Annotated in this window: 23 protein-coding genes and 2 pseudogenes; 13 read left to right on the top strand and 12 right to left on the bottom strand. The window is 56.8% G+C overall.

Annotated features, from left to right (window positions below; all coding sequences use genetic code 11):
- Positions 1-27 precede the first annotated feature (27 nt).
- Positions 28-1,527, bottom strand: a pseudogene (gene cysN / locus A3OI_RS0106540) (sulfate adenylyltransferase subunit CysN); the annotation flags it as partial.
- Positions 1,527-2,444 (bottom strand): sulfate adenylyltransferase subunit CysD, encoded by a 918-nt coding sequence (gene cysD / locus A3OI_RS0106535; protein WP_018403501.1) that lies wholly within the window; start codon positions 2,442-2,444, stop codon positions 1,527-1,529. The gene cysD and the pseudogene cysN, both read right to left, overlap by 1 nt.
- Positions 2,445-2,706: 262 nt before the next feature.
- On the opposite strand from cysD, the gene A3OI_RS0106530 reads away from it, so the two are divergent.
- The 4 genes from A3OI_RS0106530 (at position 2,707) to cysG (ending at position 7,095) form a co-directional block, all read left to right on the top strand.
- Positions 2,707-4,374, top strand: a complete 1,668-nt coding sequence (locus A3OI_RS0106530) for a nitrite/sulfite reductase (RefSeq protein WP_018403500.1) — start codon at positions 2,707-2,709, stop codon at positions 4,372-4,374.
- The gene (locus A3OI_RS0106525; RefSeq protein WP_018403499.1) at positions 4,358-4,852 is read left to right on the top strand and encodes a DUF934 domain-containing protein; all 495 of its coding nucleotides are present in this window, start codon (positions 4,358-4,360) and stop codon (positions 4,850-4,852) included. Before A3OI_RS0106530 ends, A3OI_RS0106525 begins: the two co-directional genes overlap by 17 nt.
- A gap of 80 nt (positions 4,853-4,932) precedes the next feature.
- Positions 4,933-5,556 carry a phosphoadenosine phosphosulfate reductase domain-containing protein gene (locus A3OI_RS0106520; RefSeq protein ID WP_018403498.1) on the top strand — a complete coding sequence of 208 codons (624 nt, stop codon included), beginning with the start codon at positions 4,933-4,935 and terminating at the stop codon, positions 5,554-5,556.
- A 24-nt stretch (positions 5,557-5,580) separates the two neighbouring features.
- Positions 5,581-7,095, top strand: coding sequence for a siroheme synthase CysG (cysG, locus tag A3OI_RS0106515; RefSeq protein WP_018403497.1), 1,515 nt, complete (start codon positions 5,581-5,583; stop codon positions 7,093-7,095).
- Here the strand turns inward: cysG and ampE are convergent.
- Together ampE and ampD are read right to left on the bottom strand one after the other, a co-directional pair.
- Positions 7,031-7,924 carry a regulatory signaling modulator protein AmpE gene (ampE, locus tag A3OI_RS0106510; protein WP_018403496.1) on the bottom strand — a complete coding sequence of 298 codons (894 nt, stop codon included), beginning with the start codon at positions 7,922-7,924 and terminating at the stop codon, positions 7,031-7,033. The two genes, cysG and ampE, sit on opposite strands and share 65 nt — an antisense overlap.
- A complete protein-coding gene (gene ampD / locus A3OI_RS0106505) occupies positions 7,921-8,493 on the bottom strand; it encodes a 1,6-anhydro-N-acetylmuramyl-L-alanine amidase AmpD (protein WP_051078074.1) in 573 nt (190 codons plus the stop codon). Before ampD ends, ampE begins: the two co-directional genes overlap by 4 nt.
- Positions 8,494-8,760: 267 nt before the next feature.
- Here ampD and nadC point away from each other — a divergent pair, with 267 nt between their 5' ends.
- On the top strand, positions 8,761-9,603 hold the full coding sequence (gene nadC / locus A3OI_RS0106495) for a carboxylating nicotinate-nucleotide diphosphorylase (RefSeq protein WP_018403493.1): 843 nt from the start codon (positions 8,761-8,763) through the stop codon (positions 9,601-9,603).
- A gap of 34 nt (positions 9,604-9,637) precedes the next feature.
- Here the strand turns inward: nadC and A3OI_RS0106490 are convergent, their stop codons facing one another.
- The 5 genes and pseudogenes from A3OI_RS0106490 to A3OI_RS0106470 form a co-directional block, all read right to left on the bottom strand.
- Positions 9,638-9,982 carry a YqcC family protein gene (locus A3OI_RS0106490; RefSeq protein ID WP_018403492.1) on the bottom strand — a complete coding sequence of 115 codons (345 nt, stop codon included), beginning with the start codon at positions 9,980-9,982 and terminating at the stop codon, positions 9,638-9,640.
- Between the two features lie 11 nt (positions 9,983-9,993).
- Positions 9,994-10,401 (bottom strand): annotated as a pseudogene (locus tag A3OI_RS19505) (ParA family protein); the annotation flags it as partial.
- A gap of 48 nt (positions 10,402-10,449) precedes the next feature.
- Positions 10,450-11,166, bottom strand: coding sequence for a DnaA regulatory inactivator Hda (hda, locus tag A3OI_RS0106480; protein WP_018403490.1), 717 nt, complete (start codon positions 11,164-11,166; stop codon positions 10,450-10,452).
- Positions 11,145-11,705 (bottom strand): CDP-alcohol phosphatidyltransferase family protein, encoded by a 561-nt coding sequence (locus A3OI_RS0106475; protein WP_018403489.1) that lies wholly within the window; start codon positions 11,703-11,705, stop codon positions 11,145-11,147. Before A3OI_RS0106475 ends, hda begins: the two co-directional genes overlap by 22 nt.
- A 21-nt stretch (positions 11,706-11,726) precedes the next feature.
- Positions 11,727-12,965, bottom strand: coding sequence for a DUF2066 domain-containing protein (locus A3OI_RS0106470; protein WP_228702912.1), 1,239 nt, complete (start codon positions 12,963-12,965; stop codon positions 11,727-11,729).
- Between the two features lie 172 nt (positions 12,966-13,137).
- Here A3OI_RS0106470 and purM point away from each other — a divergent pair, with 172 nt between their 5' ends.
- From purM to A3OI_RS0106455, 3 genes are read left to right on the top strand one after another with little or no spacing between them, the layout of a single operon-like run.
- A complete protein-coding gene (gene purM / locus A3OI_RS0106465; RefSeq protein ID WP_018403487.1) occupies positions 13,138-14,202 on the top strand; it encodes a phosphoribosylformylglycinamidine cyclo-ligase in 1,065 nt (354 codons plus the stop codon).
- On the top strand, positions 14,199-14,861 hold the full coding sequence (gene purN / locus A3OI_RS0106460) for a phosphoribosylglycinamide formyltransferase (RefSeq protein WP_018403486.1): 663 nt from the start codon (positions 14,199-14,201) through the stop codon (positions 14,859-14,861). The genes purM and purN overlap by 4 nt, the downstream gene beginning before the upstream one ends.
- A 31-nt stretch (positions 14,862-14,892) precedes the next feature.
- Positions 14,893-15,663, top strand: coding sequence for a DUF3108 domain-containing protein (locus A3OI_RS0106455; RefSeq protein ID WP_018403485.1), 771 nt, complete (start codon positions 14,893-14,895; stop codon positions 15,661-15,663).
- Between the two features lie 21 nt (positions 15,664-15,684).
- On the opposite strand, the gene A3OI_RS0106450 is transcribed toward A3OI_RS0106455, so the two are convergent.
- From A3OI_RS0106450 to dcd, 3 genes are all read right to left on the bottom strand, one after another.
- Positions 15,685-16,962, bottom strand: coding sequence for a valine--pyruvate transaminase (locus A3OI_RS0106450; RefSeq protein ID WP_018403484.1), 1,278 nt, complete (start codon positions 16,960-16,962; stop codon positions 15,685-15,687).
- A 69-nt stretch (positions 16,963-17,031) separates the two neighbouring features.
- On the bottom strand, positions 17,032-17,631 hold the full coding sequence (locus A3OI_RS0106445) for a YjaG family protein (protein ID WP_018403483.1): 600 nt from the start codon (positions 17,629-17,631) through the stop codon (positions 17,032-17,034).
- Complete coding sequence (gene dcd / locus A3OI_RS0106440) at positions 17,628-18,194, bottom strand: dCTP deaminase (RefSeq protein WP_018403482.1); 567 nt, start codon at positions 18,192-18,194, stop codon at positions 17,628-17,630. Before dcd ends, A3OI_RS0106445 begins: the two co-directional genes overlap by 4 nt.
- Before the next feature lie 476 nt (positions 18,195-18,670).
- Between dcd and metG the strand changes: the two genes are divergently transcribed.
- From metG to rsxD, 5 genes are read left to right on the top strand one after another with little or no spacing between them, the layout of a single operon-like run.
- Complete coding sequence (gene metG / locus A3OI_RS0106425) at positions 18,671-20,710, top strand: methionine--tRNA ligase (RefSeq protein ID WP_018403479.1); 2,040 nt, start codon at positions 18,671-18,673, stop codon at positions 20,708-20,710.
- A gap of 55 nt (positions 20,711-20,765) precedes the next feature.
- On the top strand, positions 20,766-21,347 hold the full coding sequence (rsxA, locus tag A3OI_RS0106420; protein ID WP_018403478.1) for an electron transport complex subunit RsxA: 582 nt from the start codon (positions 20,766-20,768) through the stop codon (positions 21,345-21,347).
- 15 nt (positions 21,348-21,362) lie between these two features.
- Positions 21,363-21,998 (top strand): electron transport complex subunit RsxB, encoded by a 636-nt coding sequence (gene rsxB / locus A3OI_RS0106415; protein WP_018403477.1) that lies wholly within the window; start codon positions 21,363-21,365, stop codon positions 21,996-21,998.
- Complete coding sequence (gene rsxC, locus A3OI_RS0106410) at positions 21,995-23,905, top strand: electron transport complex subunit RsxC (RefSeq protein WP_018403476.1); 1,911 nt, start codon at positions 21,995-21,997, stop codon at positions 23,903-23,905. The genes rsxB and rsxC overlap by 4 nt, the downstream gene beginning before the upstream one ends.
- Before the next feature lie 34 nt (positions 23,906-23,939).
- The gene (gene rsxD / locus A3OI_RS0106405) at positions 23,940-24,992 is read left to right on the top strand and encodes an electron transport complex subunit RsxD (protein WP_018403475.1); all 1,053 of its coding nucleotides are present in this window, start codon (positions 23,940-23,942) and stop codon (positions 24,990-24,992) included.
- Positions 24,993-24,994 lie beyond the last annotated feature (2 nt).

The following is a 24,994-nucleotide window of genomic DNA, read 5'->3' as shown; positions in this document are numbered from 1 at the left end:
AGCCAGCGATGCTTTGAAGCCTTCACTGTATTGCAGATTGTTGTGCTCCAGCGTTGCGACGGCGCGGCCGTCGTCAAACAGCACTTTTTCGAGGGTATGAACCAGCGTGCGGGCGGCATCCGCCTCGCCTTTTATGTATATCACCGCGGCTTGCTGACCAAAGCGTCGGGCTTTTTGCGCTGTGGTCACCTGTGCGCTGTGGTGCAGCGTGTAGCCTTGTTGCTGTAAGCCAGGCAGAATCATACCCGCTGCCACTGTGATGTGAGTTAAGCGATCCACCACAATAAAAGAACCGGTGCCGCGGAATTCCTTGTAATTATCCGCCACCACCGGCTGTTCCAATGTCAGTTCGCAACGGCCGATTTCGTTCAACGCCAGAGTACTCGCCTCGGCCTGCTGCAGCGAGTTCACATCTATCTGGTGGCGAACGGCGGTAACAGCGCCAGCCACGCGGCCGGTGAGCAATTGTATGTCGTAGGTTTTACCCTGCACCAGCGTTTGTTCGGCCATCCACACCAAAGTGGCATCAAAGCGGTCCGTCGTCTGCGGTATCTGTTTGCTGTGCACCAGAATGTCGCCACGGGAAATATCAATCTGATCTTCAAGCGTCAAAGTTACAGACATGGGCGGGAAAGCTTCGCTCAGCTCGCCGTCGTAGGTCACAATGGATTTCACCCTTGATGACTTACCGGACGGCAACACCGTTACGTCGTCACCCGGGCGAACCACGCCAGCGGTCAGGGTGCCGCAGTAACCGCGGAAGTCCCGGTTGGGGCGGTTCACGTATTGCACCGGAAAACGAAGCGCGTCGAAATTCTGGTCGCGGACAATCTCCACACTTTCCAGAGTTTCCATCAACGCTTGCCCCCGATACCAAGGCATGAACTCTGAACGATTAACCACGTTGTCGCCTTTTAACGCCGACAAAGGCACAAACTGGATGTCGGGCAAGTCCAGCTGACTGGCAAACGCCAAATAATCAGCCTTGATCTGCTCGTAGCGTTCCTCGCTGTAATCCACCAGATCCATTTTGTTGATGGCCACTACCGTATGCTTCAGCCCCAGCAGCGACACAATGAAACTGTGGCGGCGGGTTTGTACCTGCACGCCGTGGCGGGCGTCGATCAAAATAATGGCCAGGTCGCAGGTGGAGGCGCCGGTGGCCATATTGCGAGTGTACTGTTCGTGGCCCGGGGTGTCGGCGATGATGAATTTACGCCGCGCGGTCGAGAAATAACGATAGGCCACATCAATGGTGATGCCCTGCTCGCGCTCGGCCTGCAAGCCGTCCACCAGCAACGCCAAATCCAGCTCGTCGCCGGCATTACCCATCCGTGCGTTGTCGTTGTGGATCGCCTCCAGCTGGTCTTCATAAATCATTTTGGAGTCGTGCAGCAGCCGTCCAATCAGGGTAGATTTGCCGTCGTCTACGCTGCCGCACGTTAAAAAGCGCAGCAGTTCCTTGTTTTCGTGCTGATGCAGGTAGGCGTCGATATCATCGGCAATCAGGTCAGACTGGTGGCTCATTAAAAGTACCCTTCCATTTTTTTCTTTTCCATAGAGCCCGCTCCATCGCGATCTATCGCCCGCCCCTGGCGCTCGGAGGTTCGTGTTAACAACATTTCCTGAATAATCTCCTGCAACGTATCTGCCTCGGAATCCACCGCCCCGGTTAACGGGTAACAGCCCAGAGTGCGGAACCTTACCTTACGCAGTTCCGGCTCTTCGCCCGGGTTCAGAGGCAAGCGCTCGTCGTCCACCATGATCATCATGCCATCGCGGGTGACCACCGGCCGCGGGGCTGCGAAGTACAAAGGCACAATCGGAATGCTTTCCAGAAAGATATATTGCCAGATATCCAGTTCGGTCCAATTAGACAGCGGAAATACGCGAATGCTTTCGCCCTTGTTGATGCGGGTATTGAACAGATTCCACAGTTCCGGCCGCTGATTTTTCGGGTCCCAGCGGTGATGCTTGTCGCGGAATGAGAACACTCGCTCTTTAGCGCGGGATTTTTCCTCATCACGGCGGGCACCGCCGAAAGCGGCATCAAAGCCATACTTGTTCAACGCCTGCTTCAGGCCCTGGGTTTTCATCACGTCGGTATGCGTGGCCGAACCGTGGGAGAAAGGCCCGACCCCCATGTCTACGCCCTCCTGGTTGATGTGCACCAGCAACTCCATGCCCGACTGCGCGGCCATGCGGTCGCGAAATTCGATCATTTCACGAAATTTCCAGGTGGTGTCTACGTGCAATAGTGGAAACGGCGGGGTGCCCGGGAAAAACGCTTTGCGGGCAAGGTGAAGCATGACCGCCGAGTCCTTTCCCACCGAATACAGCATCACCGGATTGTCGAACTCCGCAGCGACTTCACGAATAATCTGGATGCTTTCAGCTTCCAGCTGCTTCAGGTGGGTAAGACGGCGTTCTGGCAAAGAAGTCATTAACGGCGGCCTGCATAAATCAACGGTTTAGACGGCCGGCGGATACCACCGGCCGGATGTGCCATGCAGTATCACAAAGGAAAATAAGATTTTAAAAGAATAAATAAACGTTTATTTATTCTTTTTTAGAATAATTAAAGTCTCACCGACGTAACCCTTTATATTCGATATATGAATATCAAAATCAATAAATATCATTATAAAGAATAAAGAGCATTGCGTATGATAACGGCAGAAATTTACACAAGTCGGTGAAACAGTCATGTATCAGTACAACCAGATTGACCAGACACTGGTCGACGAACGGGTGGAGCAATTTCGCGACCAAACCCGCCGGTTTCTGAACGGCGAACTGGCGGAGGATGAGTTTTCTGCGCTGCGGCTGATGAACGGCCTTTACATTCAGCGCCAGGCTCCCATGCTGCGTGTGGCTGTCCCTTACGGACTGTTATCATCAACCCAGATGCGCAAGCTGGCCCACGTTGCCCGCACTTACGACCGCGGCTATGGCCACTTCACCACCCGCACCAACATTCAGTTCAACTGGCCAGAGTTAGCTGCGGTACCAGATATTCTGGCGGAACTGGCGCAGGTGCAGATGCACGCTATTCAAACCTCGGGCAATTGCATTCGTAACACCACCACCGATCCTTACGCCGGTGTAGCGGCAAACGAACTTGAAGATCCGCGCCCCTACTGCGAAATTATCCGCCAGTGGTCCACCCTGCATCCAGAATTTGCTTACCTGCCGCGGAAATTCAAAATTGCCGTCACCGGCGCAACGGAAGACCGCGCAGCCTCTCAGGTGCACGATATTGGCCTGCAAATGGCGCAAAACGCCGATGGCGAAATAGGCTTTGAAGTGCTGGTCGGCGGAGGACTGGGCCGCACGCCCATCATCGGCAAGAGTATTCGTAAGTTCCTGCCCAAAAAGCATCTGTTGTCGTATCTGGACGCCATCTTGCGGGTGTACAACCTCAAGGGCCGCCGCGACAACAAGTATAAGGCGCGCATCAAGATTCTGGTGGAAGCTCTGGGCCCCGACGAATTCCGCCGCCTGGTCGAGGAGGAATGGGCCCACATCCGCGATGGCGAGTTGACACTCACCGATGCCGAAATTGCCCGTGCCAAATCGTTTTTCACCCTACCTGATTACGATGCCAACGCCGCCAGCGCCAACGCCCATGCGTCTTTAAGTCATTCACTGGCAACCGACATCGAGTTCAACGCCTGGTACCGCCACAACACTCTGGCTCACCGGGTCGACGGTTACCGCATTGCCATTGTTTCGCTGAAACCGTATCTGGAAGCCCCTGGCGACATCACCGACAGCCAGATGGATGCGGTTGCAGACCTGGCTGATCGTTACAGCTTTGGCGAAACTCGCGCCACCCACCACCAGAATTTGGTGCTGACCGATGTGCGCGAGGGCGACCTTTACGCAGTGTGGCAGGCGCTGGCGGCGAACAATCTGGCGCGTTCCAACATTGGCACGCTGACCGACATGATTGTGTGCCCGGGGTTTGATTTTTGCTCTCTGGCCAACGCCCGCACGTTGAACATTTCGGACCAGATCAATGAGCATTTTGACGATATGGATCATCTGTACGATCTGGGCGAAATTCGACTAAACATGTCTGGTTGCATCAACGCTTGTGCCCACCACCACGTCGCTGACATCGGCATTCTGGGCGTGGATAAAAAAGGCGAAGACTGGTACCAGATTTCACTCGGTGGGTCGTCCAAAGAAGACGCACGCCTGGGCAAGATTCTGGGGAGGTCGGTACCGGCGAGCGACGTTGCTCTCACCGTGGAAAAAATTCTGGCCGTGTACGTTGACCAGCGCCGCGAAGACGAATCGTTTGCGCAGGTAGTGCTACGTGTGGGTATCAAACCTTTTAAGGAACGCGTGTATGCCACTGCTCATTAACCAGCGCATTGTGACCGAAGACCCCTGGCAATTACTGGACCAGGCGGCTCTCGACGAGGGATCACCATTACCCGAAAATGGGCCTGTTGCTGTGCCCCTCATTTGGTACCGGCAAAACCGGGAGGCACTACAGCTGCGCAACAGCCCGCTGGGCGTGATTGTGAATGGTGATGATAACCTGGCGGCGCTTTACGCCGACCACAGCCAACTCGACCTGATTGCCATCGAATTCCCGACGTTTCGCGATGGCCGCGGATTCAGCATCGCCCGCCAGTTGGTGCGTAGCGGTTTTAATCGGCAAATTCGAGCTCTGGGCCATGTTACCCGCGATCGACTGGCGCTAATGCAAAGCTCCGGATTCAACGCCTTTGCCATCAATGACGAGAGTTTCCAAACCGATCATCTTCAGGCATTTTCCGAGATTAGCGTGAATTATCAGGGTACGACGGCGGATCCGCGGCCGGTTTTTCGTCGCTAAACACGGCTTTGATCGCCTTCAAACATTTTATTCGTCGCTGTTTACAGCGCTGATTTTTTTAGTCAAAGGACATCGACACCATGACGCTTGATGTGGCTACGGCCAACCAACAGCTTGCCAACAACCGGCCCCAGGAAATCATAACGTGGGCCTTAACGCAGGCGCACAATCCGGTCGTCACGACCAACTTCGGTCCTTACGAAGCCGTGATCCTGCACATGGCGGTTCAAGCCCGGCCGGACATTCAGGTGATATGGATCGATTCGGGTTACAACACCTCTGCCACCTATCGTTTTGCAGAAAAACTGATTGCCCAGCTAAAGCTGAATGTGATCACGTTTATACCGCAGCAAACGGCTGCCCGGCGCAACGTGCTGATGCAGGGCATACCTGAGATTGACCAGCCGCTGCACGAAGAATTTACCCGCCAAGTGAAGCTGGAGCCCTTCGCCAGGGCCCTGGCAGAAATTCAGCCGGATGTGTGGTTTAACGCCATCCGCAAAGACCAAACCGACTTTCGCCAATCGCTGGACATCGTCTCCACCAGCAAAAGCGGCATTGTGAAAGTAGCACCTTTATTCAATCTGACCAGCGCCGACCTGGATGCCTACCTGGCCGCGCACCAGTTGCCCGACGAACACGATTATTTCGATCCCACCAAAGCTCTGGCAACCCGCGAGTGCGGGTTACACACTAAGCTCTGATACTGCTCACTCCGGGAGGCTGCCGTGGATTTTTTACCGCTGTTTTTTAATTTGAACGATCGCCAGGTGTTGCTGGTGGGCGGTGGTGATATCGCCCTGCGCAAGGCTCGCCTGCTCAAACGCGCAGGTGTTGGCCTGACCGTGGTTTCCCACGCCGTCGATGAGGAACTTCGGGCTCTGCTGACCGATGACCGAGATGAAGTCATTTTGGGGGATTATCACAGCGACCTGCTGGCGGGGAAAACCCTGGTGGTCGCCGCCACCGACGATGCCGAATTGCACATTCAGGTTCACGCCGAGGCCGTGGCGCGAAATATTCCCATCAACGTGGTGGACACGCCCAAGCTGTGCAGCTTCATATTTCCGGCCATAGTCGACCGCTCGCCCATTGTGATTGGCATCACCTCCGGCGGGCAGTCGCCGGTGCTGGCACGGCTGTTGAGGGCCCGCCTGGAAACCCTGATCCCCAAAGGCTACAGCAGCCTGGGTAGTCTGGTCGGGCGCTTTCGCGATCGGGTTAAAGCGCGTTTCAATTCGCTGAATGACCGTCGTCAATTCTGGGAAAACGTGCTGGAAGGACAAATTGCCGAAAAGGTGTTTTCCGGTCGCCATGACGAAGCCGAATCCATGCTGGTGTCGGCCATCAACCGGGGCGACGCTGGCCATAAAACCGGCGAGGTGTATCTGGTCGGTGCTGGCCCGGGTGATCCGGAGCTGCTGACGTTTAAGGCGCTGCGTCTGATGCAGCAGGCTGACGTGGTGTTTTACGACAATCTGGTATCGCCAGAGGTGCTGGATTTGTGCCGGCGCGACGCCGACCTGATTTACGTGGGCAAGCGTCGCGATCATCACCCGGTGCCCCAAGACGACATTAATGCCCTGCTGGTGAAACACGCCAAACTGGGGCGGCGGGTGGTGCGGCTTAAAGGCGGTGATCCGTTTATTTTCGGACGCGGCGGTGAAGAACTGGAAGAGCTCAAAGCCCATGGCGTACCGTTTCAGGTGGTACCGGGCATTACCGCCGCCAGCGCGTGTTCGACCTACGCCGGCATTCCACTGACCCACCGTGGCTATGCCCAGTCAGTCAAGTTTGTTACCGGCCAGTTAAAAAACCGACAACAAGCCCTCGATTACAAAGAACTGATACAGCCCAATCAAACGGTCGTGTTCTATATGGGGCTGCACACACTGCCGCAAATCAGTGCTGGCCTGATGGCCCACGGCCGCGCGCCAGATACACCGATTGCCATTGTCTCCCGCGGTACCGCAGTCGATCAGAAAGTGCTGATTGGCACTTTGGCAGATATCGCCGCCAAACAGGAACAGGCACAACTGCCAGCGCCCGCGCTGATTATTGTGGGTAACGTGGTGCGCCTGCACAAAAAACTGGCGTGGTTCGGTGAGACGGTACCGACCGACAACATAACCCACGCACTCGGCATGGCGCGCAGCCAGGCCAGATCGGTTAAATCGGCTAGGCCAGGCCCGCAATCACCATCAATGCCAGCAGACACAGCCATACCAGCATACTGCGGTTAAGCAGGTCGCGAATGGCGTTCAGGCTGCGCTCGCCATAGCTCTGCCAGTCTTGCGGGTGTAATGAGGCAAATCGGCCTGGGTCCAGCGCATAACCGGTCAAAGCGCCATTGGCAGTAGCCATCAGCAGCTCCGCTGCTGGCAATCGCCAGTGGCCCCGGGCTTGGCGCCGTTGCCGCAGCCAGCCGGCCAAATCACCGGCCAGGCCAAAGGTCAGCCCTAGCAGCCGCGCCGGCAACCAACCGCCCCACTCGCGCCAACGCTCACAGTGCTCACGTCCGGCTAGCGGCCAGCTCTGCCCTAATGCAACCAGGCCGCTCGCCAGCACCGCGGCAGAAATGCCGCCCACCGCGAACCAGAACAGCACCATAAAATAACGCCAGAATACCTGCGCCATTAGCGCTTCAGAGAGGGCCAGCTGCATGGTTTCAGGCGATAGCGCTGCACCGCGCTGATGCGCCGGTAGCAGATGCTGGATATAGCGCCAGGCTGCCTGCATGTCACCGCGGCGCCATGCCCGGGCATAATTTGCCAGAAGCTGACGCCAGCCTGGCATACCCAGCAACAGCAGAAGCAATAACAATTCCAGTAACCAACCCGCCAGGGGCCAGTGGTGGCGCTGCCAGTAACTCTGCGCCAGCCACACCACGGCGGTCGGAATAGCGACCGCCAGTAACGGCGCCAACGCACTCGTCCTTTGGGAAAAGCTTTGCGGCAGGCGTTGCCCCACACCTTCAAACCAGCTGCGCCATAGCTGATGGCCATCGAGCTGATCGCGACTATCCAGCCGTCGCCGCAGCAGGTAGGCCAGCACAAATACAAGCAGGGTCATAATCTGTCCTTTGTCGGTTTTGCCAGGCTTTGATGCAGCCGCGACCAGTCAAACGCCCGCCCGGGATCGGTTTTTCGCCCCGGCGCAATGTCGCTGTGGCCCGCAATCGCGTCAACACCAATTTCTGGCCAGGCCGCCATAATTTGCTGGCAAACAGCGGACAGTGCCTGGTATTGACCCTCGGTATAAGGCACATCGTCACTGCCTTCAAGCTCAATGCCGATGGAAAAATCGTTGCACTCGTCCTGGCCGCGAAAACGGGAACGGCCGGCGTGCCAGGCACGATCCAACAGGCTGACAAACTGGATAATCGTGCCATCACGGCGTATCAGCAGGTGGGCTGAAACAGTCATTGTGGCGATGGCCTGAAAATACGGGTGGGCCTTGATGTCTAGCCGGTTGCAGAAGAAATCTTCAATTTCAGGGCCCCCGAACTGACCTGGAGGCAAGCTGATGCAGTGCACAACAATCAGGCTTACCTCGCTGGTCGCGGGCCGCGCACCAAAATTAGGAGACGGTCGCCAGAGGGCTGCATCTATTCTGCCGTTTGCGCGCAGTGTGGCTGCCATCTCAGAGGCTGGGGTAAACACAGAGTGGGGAGTTTGAGGCAAGGCGAATCCTGATTCAACGAAGTGGAATAACTCCGATTGAATCACAAAGCGTCACCGTGTGCCACGGCACGCTGCAACAGGCTTTTCATCACTGAATGCAAATGGCAGTCGTCCAGAATAAACTCGAACAACATAGTTGGCGAACGCCGGCGGGCGCGATAAACTCCGTTTCTGCCTATTTGTGCCGCGTGCACCTAACTTCTCTGCCGTTACGGACACCACACCATGATCAGTGCCGAACTTCTGCGCCAGTCCAGAATTGAAACGGTTGCCCACAGTCTGCGCGAAGACATTGGCGACGGTGACATTACTGCACAACTTATCGCCGCCGACACCCGCGCCAGCGGCCGCGTGATTACCCGCGAACGCGCCGTTATTGCCGGCCGCGAATGGGTAGATGAAGTATTTCGCCAGGTTGATTGCGAAGTTGTTCTGGACTGGCAGGTGGAAGACGGCCAGCGCGTCGAACCCGATCAGCTACTGTTCCGCATGAACGGCCTGGCCCGCAGCCTGCTGACCGCCGAGCGTGCGGCTTTAAACTGGCTTCAAACCCTGTCTGCAGTCGCCACCCACGCCGCCCGTTACGCGGCGCTGATCAGCCACACCCGTACGCAACTACTGGACACCCGCAAAACTCTGCCTGGCTTGCGCCTGGCGCAAAAATACGCGGTCACCTGTGGCGGCTTCAGTAATCATCGTTTGGGATTGTGGGATGCTTTTCTGATCAAAGAAAACCACATTGCGGCCTGCGGCTCTATTGCGGCCGCAGTGCGTGCAGCGCGAGAACTGGCGCCGGGTAAACCAGTAGAAGTGGAAACCGAAAATCTGAACGAACTGCAACAGGCGCTGGATGCCGGTGCCGACATCATCATGCTTGACGAGTTTTCCTTGGCGGATATGCGCGCAGCAGTGGCACAAACTGCAGGCAAAGCGCGCCTTGAAGCCTCTGGCGGTATTGACGACAACACCTTGGTGGCCATCGCCGAAACCGGTGTGGACTTTGTCTCTTTAGGTACGCTGACAAAAAACCTGCGGGCCGTAGACCTGTCCATGCGCCTGGACGCCTGAACGGCCATCGCATTTCGTGACCTGGCGATAGCGCTCAGCCAGGCTTTGCACCCAGCAGTTCGTCCAGGGCTGCCAGTTCGCGAATCAACGCCTGCCCGGGGCCGGAGCGATAGTGCTCTTCTGCCATAGGCGCCACGCCGCTGACCGTGGGTAACGGCTGATCATCTTCAACCAGCTGTTTCAGCCGCGCCAAAAGCACAAACTGCAGCCACTGCTCAAAGCTCATTGTATCCAGGCAAAACGGCTCGCAGCTGAGGTACTTTTCTGCTGCCAGAGGCTCGCTTTGCCAACAATTCATCTGACGCAGCTGGATTTCAATAGCCAGCAGACGGTCGGCAACTTGGTAGGTATGGCCAAGGTTGTCGGGTGCGGCTCTCATTCTTGCGCCGTCAGGGCCGGCGCGGTATCGATGTAAATGTCGTCGAAATGTTGATCCAGCTTTTTCAGGGCTTCACGCAATTTGTAGATTTTGTGCTTGGCTTCAAGTTTGCATTCAAGAAATTCCAACTCCGGACTTGAAGGCAACACCCATAAGTTCTCAAAAGGCGTTGCGTGCACAAACGACTCTTCCGGGCGTCGGTTGAACACCGTAAACGACAAGGTCTGCTCAAGTAAATCGGCCGCGTTATTATCGAGCTCGGTGGCAGGCCGACCCATCAGGTAATGGGTTGAATTACCCTGGGGGTCCAGATCAACCACTAAAGTGCGCTTGCCGCGGGCCGCACTGATCGCGGCCAGGTTGCAGGTAATACTGGACTTGCCGACACCGCCTTTCTGATTGAATACCACCCGTCTCATCGCTCGTCTCCTTACTTGTGTGTTAGCGCTCGCTCATAGCGGCCGCAGTTACCAGTTCATTACGGTTTTCACAAACGGAATGGTCAGCCGGCGCTGGGCCTGCAAGGAATTTTCGTCCAGCGAGTCCAGAATGGCCAGCAACTCACCCAGGCGCCGCGGAGCGCGGCGCAGAATAAATCCGGCAACATCGTCAGCCATCACCAGGCCCCGCTGCTCTGCGCGGGCCATCAGAATACGCTTGCGATCTGAATCGCGGTAAATACCCAGCTGCAGAGTCAAACCGTGGCTAAGACGGGAAGACAAGTCGGGCAAAATGAACGGTAAGGACGCAGGCACATCCGACAAGCTCACAACGAGCTGGTGGCCGGCATCCAGCATGCGGTTGTAAAGATGAAAAACGGCCTCTTCCCAGCCGGTCTGACCAACGACACTGTCCAGATCGTCCAGGCACACCAGGTTAAATTGCTCGAGCCCGGTCAGCGCATCTGGTCCAAACGGCCCCAGCTCGGTAATGCTGATACAAACCGCCGATAACGACTGGCTTTCAGCGTAGTGGCACAGGGCCTGTAACAGGTGGCTTTTGCCGGTATCGGAATCGCCACACAACACCACCACTGGCACCGTCACCGGAGGCTGACAAGCCTGTTGCAAACGCTCGGCTACGGCCGCATTGCGCTCGCCGTGGAAGTTGTCGAAGCGGGCATCGTCACGCAATTTAACACCCAGAATGAGCTGTGAACTTGTCACGACAACCTGGCCCTCCATGCCCGTAAGCTCCAAGCGAGCAGATAGTGCGCACCGCTAAGCACTGTGAATACAGCAACCGCCCAGACGAGCGCCGAGTTTATCCATGACGGCACCATGGTGATGACCTGCAATAGCATTGCCACCAGCACTGCAAAAAACTGAATCGCGGTGTTGAATTTGCCCAACAGGCTCGGAGCCATTTCGAATCTGCCGATTCCATAGTGAAATATCAGTGCGCCACAAACAATTAACAGATCGCGCCCCAGCACCAGCAAAAACAGCCACAAAGGAAATACCCCGCCCAGTGCCAACATCAGATAGGCGGTAATGAGCAAAGCTTTGTCCGCTAGCGGATCGACGATGGCGCCAAAGCGGGAGCGCCAGTCAAAGCGGCGGGCCAGATACCCGTCCACGCCATCAGTCACCGCTGCCAAAGTAAAAATAATCAATGCCATGGGATAACTGCCTGCGTGCAACTCCATAGCAAACGGAGCAATCAACGCAATACGCAGAAAGGTCAGGGCATTCGGAATCCAGCGCCAATGATGCAAGCTCAAAGCGCCCTCCTCACATCGACCTTAACGCACCACCGCCGGGACCGGTGAAGGCTGCCAGCGATAGATCAGAACCGGATACAGCGCCTGCAAAGCCTGTTCCTCAGACGGTCCGGCCGCTGCTGGCTGCGACACCAAGCGGGAATCCAGCGTGATGTGGTCACGCAGCTGATCCAACTCACCAGAAAATGTCAGGCGCATGATCAGCTCACTGCCCTTCACTTCAACAGGTACGACATTTTCAACAGCATTAATCTGCGCCAGGGCTCGGGTTATTTTGGCGTAGTCAGCCAATTTAGTCACGCCCTGCAGTACTAAATCCACCGTAGGTTGTTTACCAGCCTCGCCTCCGCTTGCCCCATAACGGCTAACATAAAGTTCAGTCCAGCGATCGATGAGGGCCTGCGCCAGAGCCGCCGGCGAGTCTGCATTCACCGCCTGTTCGCCAGGGCTATCAGAACTGAAGCCGTCCATCACCCAACCCGCGCGCCACTGATCACCGCTACGACTAACCCGCACCAGCGCCATCACATCACGACCAACATCATTGGAAGCGCTGCGTACACGGCTAACAAACTGGCCCCAGATATCCGACAGCAACTCGCGATTACCTGCCGCCCCCGCAACCGGTAACACCAGCGGCAAGCCGCGGACCCGCGATGCGTTTTCAAGACCGGAGCGGAAATCGGCGCTGGCACCGTCAAGAGGGCCGGTATCGGTAATCAATGCCCTCACACCATTTTCTTCAAGCGCAACCCAGGCCAATGTCAGTGGCCGGTTGGCACCCCACACCGGCGCCTGAATTGAGGCCAGCGCCTGAGTGACTGCTACCGCGCCAAAGCTCATCTGTACCCGGCTTTCAGCACCTGCATTTAAAACCTGGTAAGACGTCAGCATGGACTCGGCCGTGCCAAGCACACCATCGACACCTTCGCGCTCTAATACTCCACGGCTGCCGGCAACACGCACCAGCACCTCACGCAGCCCTGCGCCATAAGACGCCGATAACGCCTCTGGCCCGGAGCCTTGCAGAGCCACGTTGGCAGAATACAGATTGTTGACGGTTACTGCCTGAGCCTGAGCCGCCAGCAGCAACATCGCCGCCAATGCCCAGCGCGCAGCGGACTGCCTGACACGGGCCAGGGCGCTGACTACGAGACTGCAGCAAGACTCGGACAATAACTTGAATTCGATGGATCTTTGAAAGTCAGGCATATAGATTTTTTGAAATTCAGGCCTGTCGCTCTTTTGAAATGCACGCATGTAAAAACCCGGCAATTGCATGGATGTCGGACAGGATACACCAAGCCCCCGGGCCTGAGTAGCGCTGCGCCCCAGCAGCTTTGAGGCGGAATCGTGGCAATTACGGTTGGTACCCTTCACTGCACCTGCTAAAATCCGCGCCTTGACCCACTGGCCAACGGTTTACACCTCCATGAGCGAACACAAGCCCTCTTTGACTTACCGCGACGCAGGCGTTGATATTGACGCCGGCAATGAACTCGTCAACCGCATTAAAGCGACAGCGGCACGCACCCGTCGCCCGGAAGTGCTGGGTGGCCTGGGTGGGTTTGGCGCCATGGTTGCCATTCCTGCTGGCTATAAAGAGCCTGTACTGGTGTCTGGCACCGACGGCGTAGGCACAAAATTGCGCCTGGCCATGCAGTTACAAAAACACGACACCATCGGCATCGACCTGGTTGCCATGTGCGTGAACGACCTGATTGTGGGTGGCGCCGAGCCCCTGTTCTTCCTGGACTACTACGCCACCGGCAAACTGAACGTAGAAGTCGCTGCCAGCGTGGTTGAAGGCATTGGCGAAGGCTGCGAGCTGGCCGGCTGCGCGCTGGTGGGTGGCGAAACCGCCGAGATGCCGGGCATGTACGAAGGTGACGACTACGACCTTGCCGGATTCTGCGTTGGCATAGCCGAGCGCGCTGATATTATTGACGGCAGCCGCGTGCGCCTGGGTGATGCCCTGCTGGCGATCGGCTCTTCCGGCCCCCACTCCAACGGTTATTCACTGATCCGCAAAATTCTGGAAGTCAGCAACGCCGATCTGAACCAGCCAATAGGCGATACCACCTTGGCCGAGGCCCTGATGGCCCCGACACGCATCTATGTAAAAAACCTGCTAAAGCTGATTCGCGACATAGACGTACGTGCTCTGTCACACATTACCGGCGGTGGCCTGCCCGAGAACATACCCCGCGTATTGCCCAAGGGCACCGTGGCCGCAATTGATACCGCCAGCTGGCAGCTACCGCCGGTGTTTCAATGGCTAAAAGACGCCGGCGGCGTGGCCACTGAAGAAATGTACCGCACGTTTAACTGCGGCATTGGCATGGTGCTATGCGTTCCACAGGACCAACTGTCGCTGACGCTGGATACACTCAATGCCATGGGCGAAACGGCGTGGCATCTTGGTACTATTGAAGCCGGCGCGGATCGCCAGGCCGACAGCGTTGTACGCTACCAGCCGGGACTGCTGGCGATATGAAAGCGGATCCGTCACCGCGCCCCAAGATTCTGATTCTGGTGTCAGGCGAGGGCAGCAACCTGCAGGCGCTGATTGAAGCCAGCCGTGAGCGCGACTACCCCGCCGACATAGTGGCGGTTGGCAGTAATCAGGCCAAGGCGCCAGCGCTGGCGAAGGCGGCCCATACAAACATTCCGACCTTTGTGATTGAACACGGTCGCTATGGCAGTCGCGATGAATTCGACGGCGCTCTGATGCAGGAAATCCGCCGCCACAACCCGGACCTGATTGTGCTGGCCGGTTTCATGCGCATCCTGACCGAGGGTTTTGTCCGCGCGCTCCGCGGCCAACTACTGAACATTCACCCCTCGCTGCTGCCAAAATACACTGGCCTGAATACCCACCAGCGCGCACTGGACGCCGGTGACAAAGTGCACGGTGTATCTGTGCACTTTGTCACCGAAGAACTGGATGGCGGGCCGATTATTGCCCAGGCCCAGATTACAGTGGGCCCGGACGATAGCGCTGAAACCCTGGCGCAGAAGGTGCAAACTCAGGAGCATGTGCTTTATCCAATTGTGGTGCGTTGGTGCTGTGAAGGCCGTGTGCAACTGGGGGCTGAACGGGTTTTGTTTGATGGCCAGGCGCTTCCCCAGCCAGTGGTATTGCCGGCAAACTAATCGCCCGAACGCTGTGTTTGATGAGGCTGTCATGCAGAAAAAATTCCTGGTTGGATCCGCTTTTCCGGGTTTACCCCTGCTGCTCAGCTTGGCCTTGCGGTTGGGCCTGATTGTCTTTATTGCACCTGTGCTAGCTGAAGTGGGTGGCGAGCCTTCGGACACGCCCAGATTAGCGCCTTTTGAAGCTTCTTTTTCTGCCTCTATCGAGCAGGGCATTACCTTGAGCGGCAGCGCAAGGCGCATTCTTAGTGACCAGAATAACGGCGTTTGGCTTTATCGCACCTCGGTAAAATCGTTTGTAGCCGATATTGAAGAATCGGTGGTTCTAAAGTGGCAGGACGGTCAGGTCATTCCTTTGCGCTACCGCTATAAGCTCTCAGGTTTGCTGATTCGCGACCGCGAAGAAACCATCGACTTTGACTGGCAGCAAAATCTTGCGACCGGCCGCTATAAGGATAAAGCATTCGAAGTCGTCCTTAGCCCCGGCCTGCTGGACCCACTGGGCTATCAGTTGCAGTTGCACCAAGACATCAAGGCCGGAAAACGGGAAATGGAGTACCGCTACGTACGCCACGGCCGGCTGGACAAGGAAAAGTTTGCAGTTATTAACGAGGGGCCGATCGAAACACCTCAAGGCGAGATGAACGCTCTGACGGTGGAAAAACTGAGGGGCGAAGGCGCCAAGCGGGAGACACTGATGTGGTTCGCCCCGAAATTCGACCACATGTTGGTGCAATTGCTGCAAACCGAGCCTGATGGCAGCCGCTACGAGCTCAACCTGAAAAGCATAAAACAGCTCTAATATGGGCCTGGGCTGCGGGCATCAGTCCGCAGCTTCAGCTTCTACCCATACCGCTTTAACTTCTTCGGCAATAATTCGCAGCCCTTCTGCAACCCGTTCGTCGTCCTGGGAGTAGGTTACCCGAAGACACTCGTTGCGATGTTTCCAGCCGTCCTCAGGCAGCCCCGGGAAAAAGTAATGGCCAGACACCACCAGCACACCGCGAAGCTTCAAGCGCTGATACAGTTCCAGGCTGGTAATCGGTAAATCCGGAAACCACAGCCACAGGAACATCGCGCCCTCGGGTTTGTGGATATACCAGCGGCAAGGCGCATCGTCCATGGCCCCGGTGAACGCTGCCACGGCGCGCTGCATTTTGGCCTTGTAGAACGGGCATACCACGTCACGGCTTAGGGTCAAGATCTCCCCCGAGCGCACCAACGGCTCCGCCAGCATGGCACCAAAGCTCCCGGTAGCCAGATTCATGATCGCATTAATGCCCGCCAGCGCCTTGATGGTAGGTGCCGCAGCAATCACGATACCGGTGCGGGCCGCAGGCAAACCTAGCTTGGACAGGCTCAGGCACAGAATGATCTGTTCGTTCCAGATTGGTTTGGCTTCGGTAAACAACAGGCTGGGAAACGGCGTGCCGTAGGCACCATCCACAATCAGCGGGATGTTTTGGCGCCGCGCCAAGATTTCCAATTGCGCCAGCTCGTCGTCGGTGATCACGTTGCCGGTGGGATTGGTTGGCCTGGACACACAAATAGCGCCGGTTTCGCCGGTCACCTCTACCGCGTCAAAGTCGATTCGGTATTTGAACTCGTGGGCGTCCGTGAAGGAAATGTCAGGCTGCACCGCGTGAAACAGATCCGCGTCTATGCCTGCGTCGGCGTACCCGATGTACTCCGGTGCCAGCGGCAACAGAATGTGTTTGTGCACGCCATCGCCGTAGTCACCACCGAACATATTGAACAGCATAAAAAATGCTGACTGGCTGCCGTTGGTGAGCGCAATGTTCTCGCTGGTCAGGTCCCAACCATACTCACGACTCAACAGTTCAGCCAACGCCGCGATAAACTGCTTTTCGCCCTGAGGAGGATCATAAACGCCCACCAGGCGACGCATATCGGCGTCACTCTGGCTGATCTGAACAAGAATCTCCCGAACCCGCTGCTGTATCTCAGGAATATGGCCGGGGTTGCCGCCGCCCATCATGATCAGGTCATCACCCGAGGCCATGGCATTACCGAGATCGTCCATCAACGAGGTAATACCGGCATCCGCCGTAAATTTCTGGCCAAACGCAGAGAGTTTCATCAGATCCCGTCCGTTAATTGAACAGCGTTGGTTGAGCGGTTTTATTCGGTCAAGGTTATTCAGTCAATGTTAATCGGACAGTGAAATGCCCAGATTGCTAACACCTTCATTTTCCGCGCGCTGCCGCAGGGTGTCGATAAATTCCTGCCGCGGCACACGCTGGCGCTTAAGCTCCAACACCAAATCACGCTGGAACAACTTATCCTCTTTCATCAGAGGATGCTGGTCCAGCAGGCGCACCAGCTCGTCTTCGCTTAGTTCTTCGGCTTCCGAAACCTCAACAAAACTCATCACGGTGGCCGTGGCAAGCTGTGAAGCCTCTGTCGCCCTATGCTTGCCAGGATTCAGCCGGTTCAACAGCGCCTGCTCCAGCAACTGACAGAAATCATACGCGGGGTAAACGCCGTAGGCGTCGTAATCCTCAACGTCCGGAGACAGTGCTTCCAGCTTGCGCAGCCACTGGGGAATGGCAGTCTCTATGGCCTCTGGCTTTAACAGATTCCAACCGGCATCCAGAATCTGGCGCATTTTGGCGCCGGTTTTCAGTTCCATGGCGTCGGCAAACAGGGCGTAATTGGGAAACGCCCGCTCGGCCAGCGATAGCAAAAACGCGCATTCGCGCCAGCCCTGTAGCTGCTGTACTGCTTTCAAAAACTGATTGGCGTTCATGTGCGCGGCAGCGTTACGCCGGTTTGGCCCAAGTACTTGCCGCCCCGGTCTTTATAGCTGGTCTCACACACTTCGTCAGCCTCGAAAAACAGCATCTGCGCCACCCCTTCGTTGGCGTAAATTTTTGCCGGCAAGTTGGTGGTGTTGGAAAACTCCAATGTCACCTGGCCTTCCCACTCTGGCTCCAGCGGAGTGACGTTGACAATAATGCCGCAGCGGGCATAAGTGGACTTGCCCAGGCAGATGGTCAGCACACTGCGGGGAATGCGAAAATATTCCACAGTACGCGCCAGCGCAAACGAGTTGGGCGGGATAATACAGACGTCGCTGGTAATGTTAACAAAGCTGTTTTCGTCAAAATTCTTCGGGTCTACCGTGGCGGAATGCACGTTGGTGAAGATTTTGAACTCGTTGCTGCAACGCACGTCGTAGCCATAGCTGGAGGTACCGTAGGAAATGACCCGGCCCTTTTCCGATTCACGCACCTGGCCGGGCTCAAAGGGCTCGATCATGCTGTGTTGCTGCGCCATGCGGCGAATCCACTTGTCGGGTTTAATGCTCATGCTGGTTTCTCATATCCCGGAGTTATAAAGGGCGACAGTTTAACTGTTGGCCGGTTTTAGTGCGAATTCCAATGGCCGGTGACCGACACGCTGGAAATAGCGCCGCGCCACTTCCGAGTCCGGCTCTGCCGCCACCGTGGGCTTCAATGGGAATGAAGTACTTTTGCTCCTGCAGCGCCAGAGCCAGATTCACCGCGGTACGGATCGCGGTATTCGCGAATGACTGCTTCCAGGGCCTGGCGGGAAATCGTGGTCATAACATCACTCCGGGAGAGTTTAGGGGCAGCACAGAAAGAGTTCAAGCCAGTAATGCGGCACTTAAACGGGGTTTCGGATGAAAAAATTCTGCGTGGAAGGTATCATTTGTACCCAATTCTGGCCATACAGGATACTCGCGTTCCGTGCGCAAATCCGCGCGGGGGTGTTTTGTCGATTCGCGGCCTACATTCAATTCCAGCAAAGGTTCAAGCTCAACCATGACGCAAGCGAGTGCGAAGCAAAAACGGGACATTCTGGTCACCAGCGCCCTGCCCTATGCCAACGGCCCCATCCACCTGGGCCATTTGCTGGAATACATCCAGACCGATATATGGGCGCGCTACCAGAAACTGCGCGGCCATACTTGTTATTACGTTTGCGCCGACGATGCTCACGGCACCGCCATTATGCTCCGCGCCGAGCGGGAAGGTATTACCCCCGAACAGTTGATTGACCGCATCTGCCAAGAACATCAGCAAGACTTTGGCGACTTCCTGATCCGCTTTGACAATTACTACACCACCCATTCTGACGAGAACCGCCAGTTTTCAGAGTTTATCTACCGTCAACTGCAGCAGAACGGGCACATTGCGACTCGCACGATTACCCAATCGTTCGACCCTGAAAAAAACATGTTTCTGGCCGACCGGTTTATTAAGGGTACTTGCCCCAAGTGTAAAACCGACGACCAATACGGCGATAACTGCGAAGCCTGTGGTGCCACCTACTCACCCACCGAGCTGATCAACCCTCGTTCGGCGGTGTCAGGCGCCACACCCATCGAAAAAGAATCCGAGCACTTTTTCTTCAAACTGCCGGATTTTGCCGACTTCCTGGCCAAATGGACTCGCAGCGGTACCCTGCAACCGCAGGTAGCCAACAAACTGGCTGAATGGCTGGACGCTGGTCTGCACGACTGGGACATCAGCCGTGACGCGCCCTACTTCGGTTTTGAAGTGCCAGACGCGCCGGGCAAATATTTTTATGTGTGGCTGGACGCACCCATCGGCTATCTAGCCAGCTTCAAAAACCTGTGCGTCCGCGAAGGCATCGATTTCGAACACTTCTGGAAAGCCGACTCCACCGCCGAGGTGTACCACTTCATCGGCAAGGACATTATCAATTTCCACGCCCTGTTCTGGCCGGCCATTCTGCACGACACCGGTTTCCGCACGCCCACCGCGGTGTGGGCGCACGGTTTTGTGACCGTTAATGGCAAAAAAATGTCCAAATCCCGCGGCACCTTTATCATGGCCCGCACCTATCTGGACTTCCTGAATCCGGAGTACCTGCGCTATTACTTTGCGGCCAAACTCACCGGCGGCGTTGATGACATGGATTTGAACCTGGACGATTTTGCCGCCCGGGTAAACTCGGATCTGGTGGGCAAGGTGGTTAACATAGCCAGCCGCAGCGCCGGCTTTATCAGCAAGCGCTTTGACGGCAAGCTGGGTCAAGTCACCGAGATCGACAAGCTCAACGAATTCATCAACGCCGGCGAAGAGCTGGCCGGTTACTACGAAAACCGCGAGTTCGGCCGCGCCATGCGCCGAATCATGGAGTTGGCGGATATTGCCAATCAGTACGTCAACGACGAACAACCCTGGGTAGTGGCCAAGCAGGAAGGCGAAGACGAGAAGCTTCAAGCCATCTGCACCAACGCGCTGAACATGTTCCGCCTGTTGATGACCTACCTTGCGCCGGTACTGCCAAAAACCGCTGACGCCTCGGAAGCTTTCCTGAACGCCAAGCTGGATTGGAACAACCGCGCCGAGCTGCTGCAGGATCACGGCATCAACACGTTTCAGCCGCTGATGAGCCGGGTGGACATGGCACAGATCGAAAAAATGCTCGATGCCTCGAAAGAACAGCTGCCGGCGGCTGAAGCGCCGGCAGAAGCCGCGCCGAAAACACCACTGGAGCCCATTAGCCCGGAAATCGAGTTTGACGACTTCGCCAAGGTGGACCTGCGGGTGGTCAAAATCATCAAAGCCGAGCACGTACAGGGCGCCGACAAGCTGTTACGCCTGACACTTGACGTGGGACATGGCGAACGCAACGTGTTTGCTGGTATTAAGTCAGCCTACGCGCCCGAAGAACTGGAAGGCCGTTTAACCGTGATGGTCGCCAACCTGAAAGCCCGCAAAATGAAATTCGGCCTGTCCGAAGGCATGGTGCTGGCAGCCGGCCCTGGCGGCAAAGACATCTTTATTCTGTCACCAGACTCCGGTGCTACACCCGGCATGCGGATAATGTAAGTGCTATTAAGTAGTAAGCCCTAAATTGTGAGCAGCCAGCGAGGCCCGAAAAAATATGACCGAGTACCTGCTCATACTGGTCAGTACCATACTGGTCAACAACTTCGTGCTGGTTCAATTTTTGGGCCTGTGCCCGTTTATGGGGGTGTCCGGCAAACTGGAAACCGCCATGGGCATGTCGCTTGCGACCACCTTTGTGCTGACATTGTCGTCGGTGTGCAGCTATCTGGCGTACACCTATTTACTAGAGCCTTTGAATCTGGCGTTTTTGAAAACCATCACCTTCATTTTGGTGATAGCGGTGGTGGTGCAGTTCACCGAAATGGTGGTGCGCAAAACCAGCCCCCTGCTGTACCGTGTGCTGGGCATTTTTCTGCCGCTGATTACCACTAACTGTGCGGTGTTGGGTGTGGCCCTGCTAAACCTGAACCGCAACAACAATTTCGTCGAATCGTTGCTTTATGGGTTTGGTGCCGCACTTGGGTTTTCCCTGGTGCTGATTTTTTTTGCCGCCATGCGCGAGCGCATCGCGGTATCCGATGTGCCCGTTGCCTTTCGCGGCGCAGCCATCGGTATGGTGACCGCAGGGCTCATGGCCCTGGCGTTTTTAGGTTTTACCGGCCTGGTCAGCGTGTAACGGAGTCCTTGGCTTATGTGGACAGGTATCATCATCGCAGTTGCCGTTTTACTAGGCCTGGCCGCCGTGTTTGGGGCCCTGCTGGGCTTTGCTGCCGAGCGTTTCAAGGTAGAAGGTAACCCGCTGGTCGATCAGATAGACGCGCTTTTGCCGCAAACCCAGTGCGGCCAGTGTGGTTTTCCCGGCTGCCGACCCTATGCTGAAGCCATCAACAACGGCGAAGCCATCAACAAGTGCCCGCCGGGCGGTGAAGCCACCATCAACGCCCTGGCCGACCTGCTAGACGTAGAACCCCAACCTCTGGACGCCGAACACGGCGCTGCCCAAGCCAAGCGGGTAGCCGTGATTCGCGAAGACGAATGCATTGGCTGCACCAAGTGCATCCAGGCCTGCCCCGTAGACGCCATTCTGGGCGCCGCCAAACACATGCACACAGTGATAGAAAGCGAATGCACCGGCTGTGATTTGTGCGTGGAGCCCTGCCCGGTTGACTGTATCGACATAATCGTCATCGAACCGGACATCCGCAGCTGGACCTGGGCACCGCCTGTGGTACTGGATAAGGCACCAAATGAAGTGCCCAGCGCTACCGATGCCCGCGTGATTGCCACCGACAGCCAGGCAGAAACCCGCGAAGCGAGCCTGTTATGACCCAGCTGTGGAACTTTGGCGGCGGCGTACACCCGCCAGAAAATAAAAGCCAATCCAACAGTCGGCCCATCCGCCCCGCGGGCTTACCCGCGAAATTGATACTGCCGTTGCAACAGCACATTGGCGAGCCTGCGCGCTGTATTGTCGAGCCTGGGCAAAAGGTGCTGAAAGGTGAAGTCATCGCCCAGGTAGGCAACGGCATGGGCGTACCAGTACACGCGCCCACGTCAGGCATCGTTGAGCGTATTTCCCTGGAGCCCGTGCCGCACCCGTCGGGTATGAGCGACACCTGCGTGGTGCTGATACCGGATGGCGAGGAGCGCTGGTGCGAGCTGGTGCCGCAGCCAGAATATCGCAAGCTAGAGCGCGACCAAGTGCTGGCGCTGATTCGTCAGGCCGGCATCGTGGGCCTGGGCGGCGCCGGTTTTCCAACCAACATCAAACTACGGCCGTCTGTAGACCGCAAAGTCGACACCTTGATTCTCAACGGCGCCGAGTGCGAGCCCTACATTACCGCCGACGACATGACCATGCGCGAGAAAGCAGACCAGGTGATGGCCGGTCTGCGCATAATGGCCTGGCTGCTGCGCCCGGCACGGGTGGTGATCGGCATCGAAGAAAACAAACCCGAAGCCATTGCCGCTTTGCGGCAGGCCGCAGAGGGCAGCAAAACCGAAATTGCGGTGATTCCCACCATCTATCCGTCCGGTGGTGAAAAACAGCTGATCCAGATTCTGACCGGCCAAGAAGTACCCAGCGGTGGCATACCGGCGGATATCGGCGTGATGTGCCAGAACATTGGTACCGCGGTAGCCGTTGCCGATGCTATCTTGCAAGGCAAACCACTGATTTCTCGCGTGATGACGGCCACCGGCGAAGCCTTGGCCGAACCCGGCAACTTTGAAGTCTTGGTTGGCACCCCCACCAGCCATTTACTGACCTGCGCCGGTGTTGATAAACAGCGCATGTCGCGCCTGGTACTCGGCGGCCCGATGATGGGCTATACGCTGCCGAACACGGACATCCCGCTGATAAAACCCAGCAACTGCGTGATTGCCGCCAGCGCCAGTGAACTGCCCGCGCCGGCGCCGGAACAGCCGTGCATTCGCTGCGGCCAGTGCGCCGAAGCCTGCCCGATGGAGCTTTTGCCCCAGCAGTTGTTCTGGCACGCCAAAGCCACAGAGTTTGAAAAAGCCGAACATCTGAATCTGTTTGACTGCATCGAATGCGGCGCCTGCTCGTACGTGTGCCCGAGTTCCATTCCTCTGGTGCAGTATTACCGCTTTGCCAAAGGCGAAATTCGCCTGCAACGCGCCGAACAGCAAAAATCCGACCGTGCCCGCGTGCGCTTTGAAGCTCGCCAGCAGCGCCTTGATCGTGAACAGCAGGAAAAAGATCAGCGCCGCAAAGACCGGGCGTTGGCCGCCGCCAAAGCTCAGGAACAGAAAACAGCCGACGCCCAGACGAGGGCTCAAGACGGCACGGTAACCGACGAGCGTGCAGGCAAATCTGCCCTGGTAGAGCAAGCTCTGGCCCGTAAAAAAGCCAAAACCGCGGCAGCTAGCGCTGAGCGCACCGAGCCCTCAACACAGCTCTCTGAAGAAGCAGCGCCGTCTGAAACATTCGCACCCGAAAATGCAGACAAAACTCCTGCGGCCGAGACGGCGCCAAGCGTAGAAGAACTGGAACAGCAGCTGACTCAGGCCCAAGCCAAACTGGAAAAAATGCAGAGCATGCTGGAAGACGCTCGCAGCGGCCAAGCGCCCAACGTCGACAAGCTCGAACGCGCCGTTGACAAGAATATCGAGCGGGTCAGGCGCGCACAGCGGGCGATTGATGATGCCCAACAGCAGGCCGTGCCCGCCAATCGCAACGCCGAACCGGCGCTAAGCCGGTCAAACGATTAAACTATTAAACTATTAAAAAACAGGCTGTAACATCATGGCGCTTGTGCAACAGTCTTCCCCCCACGCCCACCGGGCTCGCCCTACTTCGCGGGTAATGCTGTGGGTAATTATCGCCGCGGTACCGGGGCTGCTGGCGCAAACGGTGTTTTTTGGCTGGGGTAATCTGATCAACGTGGTCTGGTGCATCGCGCTGGCGCTGGCTACTGAAGCCGCCATTCTAAAATGGCGGAGCAAGCCCGTCGGGTTTTTCCTGAAAGACAACACCGCGGCTGTAACCGGCCTGTTGCTGGGCCTATCGCTGCCGCAATTTGCGCCCTGGTGGGTGTCTGCGGTAGCGGTTTTCAGCGCCATTGTGGTGGCCAAACAGCTTTACGGCGGCCTGGGTTCCAATCCGTTCAATCCGGCTATGGTGGGTTACGCCCTGGTGCTGATTTCATTTCCGCTGGCGATGACCACCAACTGGGCCGCACCGGTCGGTCTATGGCAGGACGCACCCGGGTTTGGCGAAACCCTCAGCGCCATCGCCTCGGGCCAGCAAACCGCCGTTGACGGCTGGACCATGGCCACCCCGCTGGACGAATACAAACACAAGGTAGGCAGCCACACCGCCGCGGAAATTACGATTCACCCCACGTTTGGCAACTTTGTTGCTCGCGGCTGGGAATGGGTGAACGCAGCTTTCCTGGCAGGCGGCCTGGTGTTGTTGGCGCTGCGTATTATCAGCTGGCACATACCCGTCGGTTTTTTGGGTGGGCTGGTAGCCATGAGCCTGCTGTTTGGCACCAACGCCGACCAATATGCACCGCTTTCGCTGCATCTGCTGGCCGGTGGCACCATGCTGGGGGCATTCTTCATCGCCACCGATCCGGTGTCGGCAGCCACCAGCCACCAAGGCAAACTGATTTATGCGGTGGGCATTGGCGCATTGGTTTATCTGATACGCAGCTGGGGCAACTATCCAGACGCCGTAGCTTTCAGCGTGTTGCTAATGAACTTTGCTGTGCCGTTTATTGACTACTACACACCACCACGTACCTACGGTCATCACAAGGCCCGGCGCGGTTTACCCACCCGGAAGCAGGACTGACT

It is taken from the genome of Marinobacter gelidimuriae (genome assembly GCF_000372805.1).
Taxonomy (GTDB): Bacteria; Pseudomonadota; Gammaproteobacteria; order Pseudomonadales; family Oleiphilaceae; genus Marinobacter; species Marinobacter gelidimuriae.
Note: the sequence above shows the minus strand (reverse complement) of the source record. Positions and strands in the feature narration are given on the sequence as shown.

Coding starts and splice junctions, on each gene's coding strand:
- ampD (WP_051078074.1), bottom strand. CDS start 8,493: ATGGCAGCCACACTGCGCGCAAACGGCAGAATAGATGCAGCCCTCTGG.
- A3OI_RS0106520 (WP_018403498.1), top strand. CDS start 4,933: ATGACGCTTGATGTGGCTACGGCCAACCAACAGCTTGCCAACAACCGG.
- nadC (WP_018403493.1), top strand. CDS start 8,761: ATGATCAGTGCCGAACTTCTGCGCCAGTCCAGAATTGAAACGGTTGCC.
- rsxD (WP_018403475.1), top strand. CDS start 23,940: ATGGCGCTTGTGCAACAGTCTTCCCCCCACGCCCACCGGGCTCGCCCT.
- ampE (WP_018403496.1), bottom strand. CDS start 7,924: ATGACCCTGCTTGTATTTGTGCTGGCCTACCTGCTGCGGCGACGGCTG.
- A3OI_RS0106450 (WP_018403484.1), bottom strand. CDS start 16,962: ATGAAACTCTCTGCGTTTGGCCAGAAATTTACGGCGGATGCCGGTATT.
- A3OI_RS0106455 (WP_018403485.1), top strand. CDS start 14,893: ATGCAGAAAAAATTCCTGGTTGGATCCGCTTTTCCGGGTTTACCCCTG.
- purN (WP_018403486.1), top strand. CDS start 14,199: ATGAAAGCGGATCCGTCACCGCGCCCCAAGATTCTGATTCTGGTGTCA.
- rsxC (WP_018403476.1), top strand. CDS start 21,995: ATGACCCAGCTGTGGAACTTTGGCGGCGGCGTACACCCGCCAGAAAAT.
- A3OI_RS0106490 (WP_018403492.1), bottom strand. CDS start 9,982: ATGAGAGCCGCACCCGACAACCTTGGCCATACCTACCAAGTTGCCGAC.
- A3OI_RS0106445 (WP_018403483.1), bottom strand. CDS start 17,631: ATGAACGCCAATCAGTTTTTGAAAGCAGTACAGCAGCTACAGGGCTGG.
- rsxA (WP_018403478.1), top strand. CDS start 20,766: ATGACCGAGTACCTGCTCATACTGGTCAGTACCATACTGGTCAACAAC.
- A3OI_RS0106470 (WP_228702912.1), bottom strand. CDS start 12,965: ATGCGTGCATTTCAAAAGAGCGACAGGCCTGAATTTCAAAAAATCTAT.
- hda (WP_018403490.1), bottom strand. CDS start 11,166: ATGGAGGGCCAGGTTGTCGTGACAAGTTCACAGCTCATTCTGGGTGTT.
- dcd (WP_018403482.1), bottom strand. CDS start 18,194: ATGAGCATTAAACCCGACAAGTGGATTCGCCGCATGGCGCAGCAACAC.
- purM (WP_018403487.1), top strand. CDS start 13,138: ATGAGCGAACACAAGCCCTCTTTGACTTACCGCGACGCAGGCGTTGAT.
- A3OI_RS0106525 (WP_018403499.1), top strand. CDS start 4,358: ATGCCACTGCTCATTAACCAGCGCATTGTGACCGAAGACCCCTGGCAA.
- rsxB (WP_018403477.1), top strand. CDS start 21,363: ATGTGGACAGGTATCATCATCGCAGTTGCCGTTTTACTAGGCCTGGCC.
- metG (WP_018403479.1), top strand. CDS start 18,671: ATGACGCAAGCGAGTGCGAAGCAAAAACGGGACATTCTGGTCACCAGC.
- cysD (WP_018403501.1), bottom strand. CDS start 2,444: ATGACTTCTTTGCCAGAACGCCGTCTTACCCACCTGAAGCAGCTGGAA.
- A3OI_RS0106530 (WP_018403500.1), top strand. CDS start 2,707: ATGTATCAGTACAACCAGATTGACCAGACACTGGTCGACGAACGGGTG.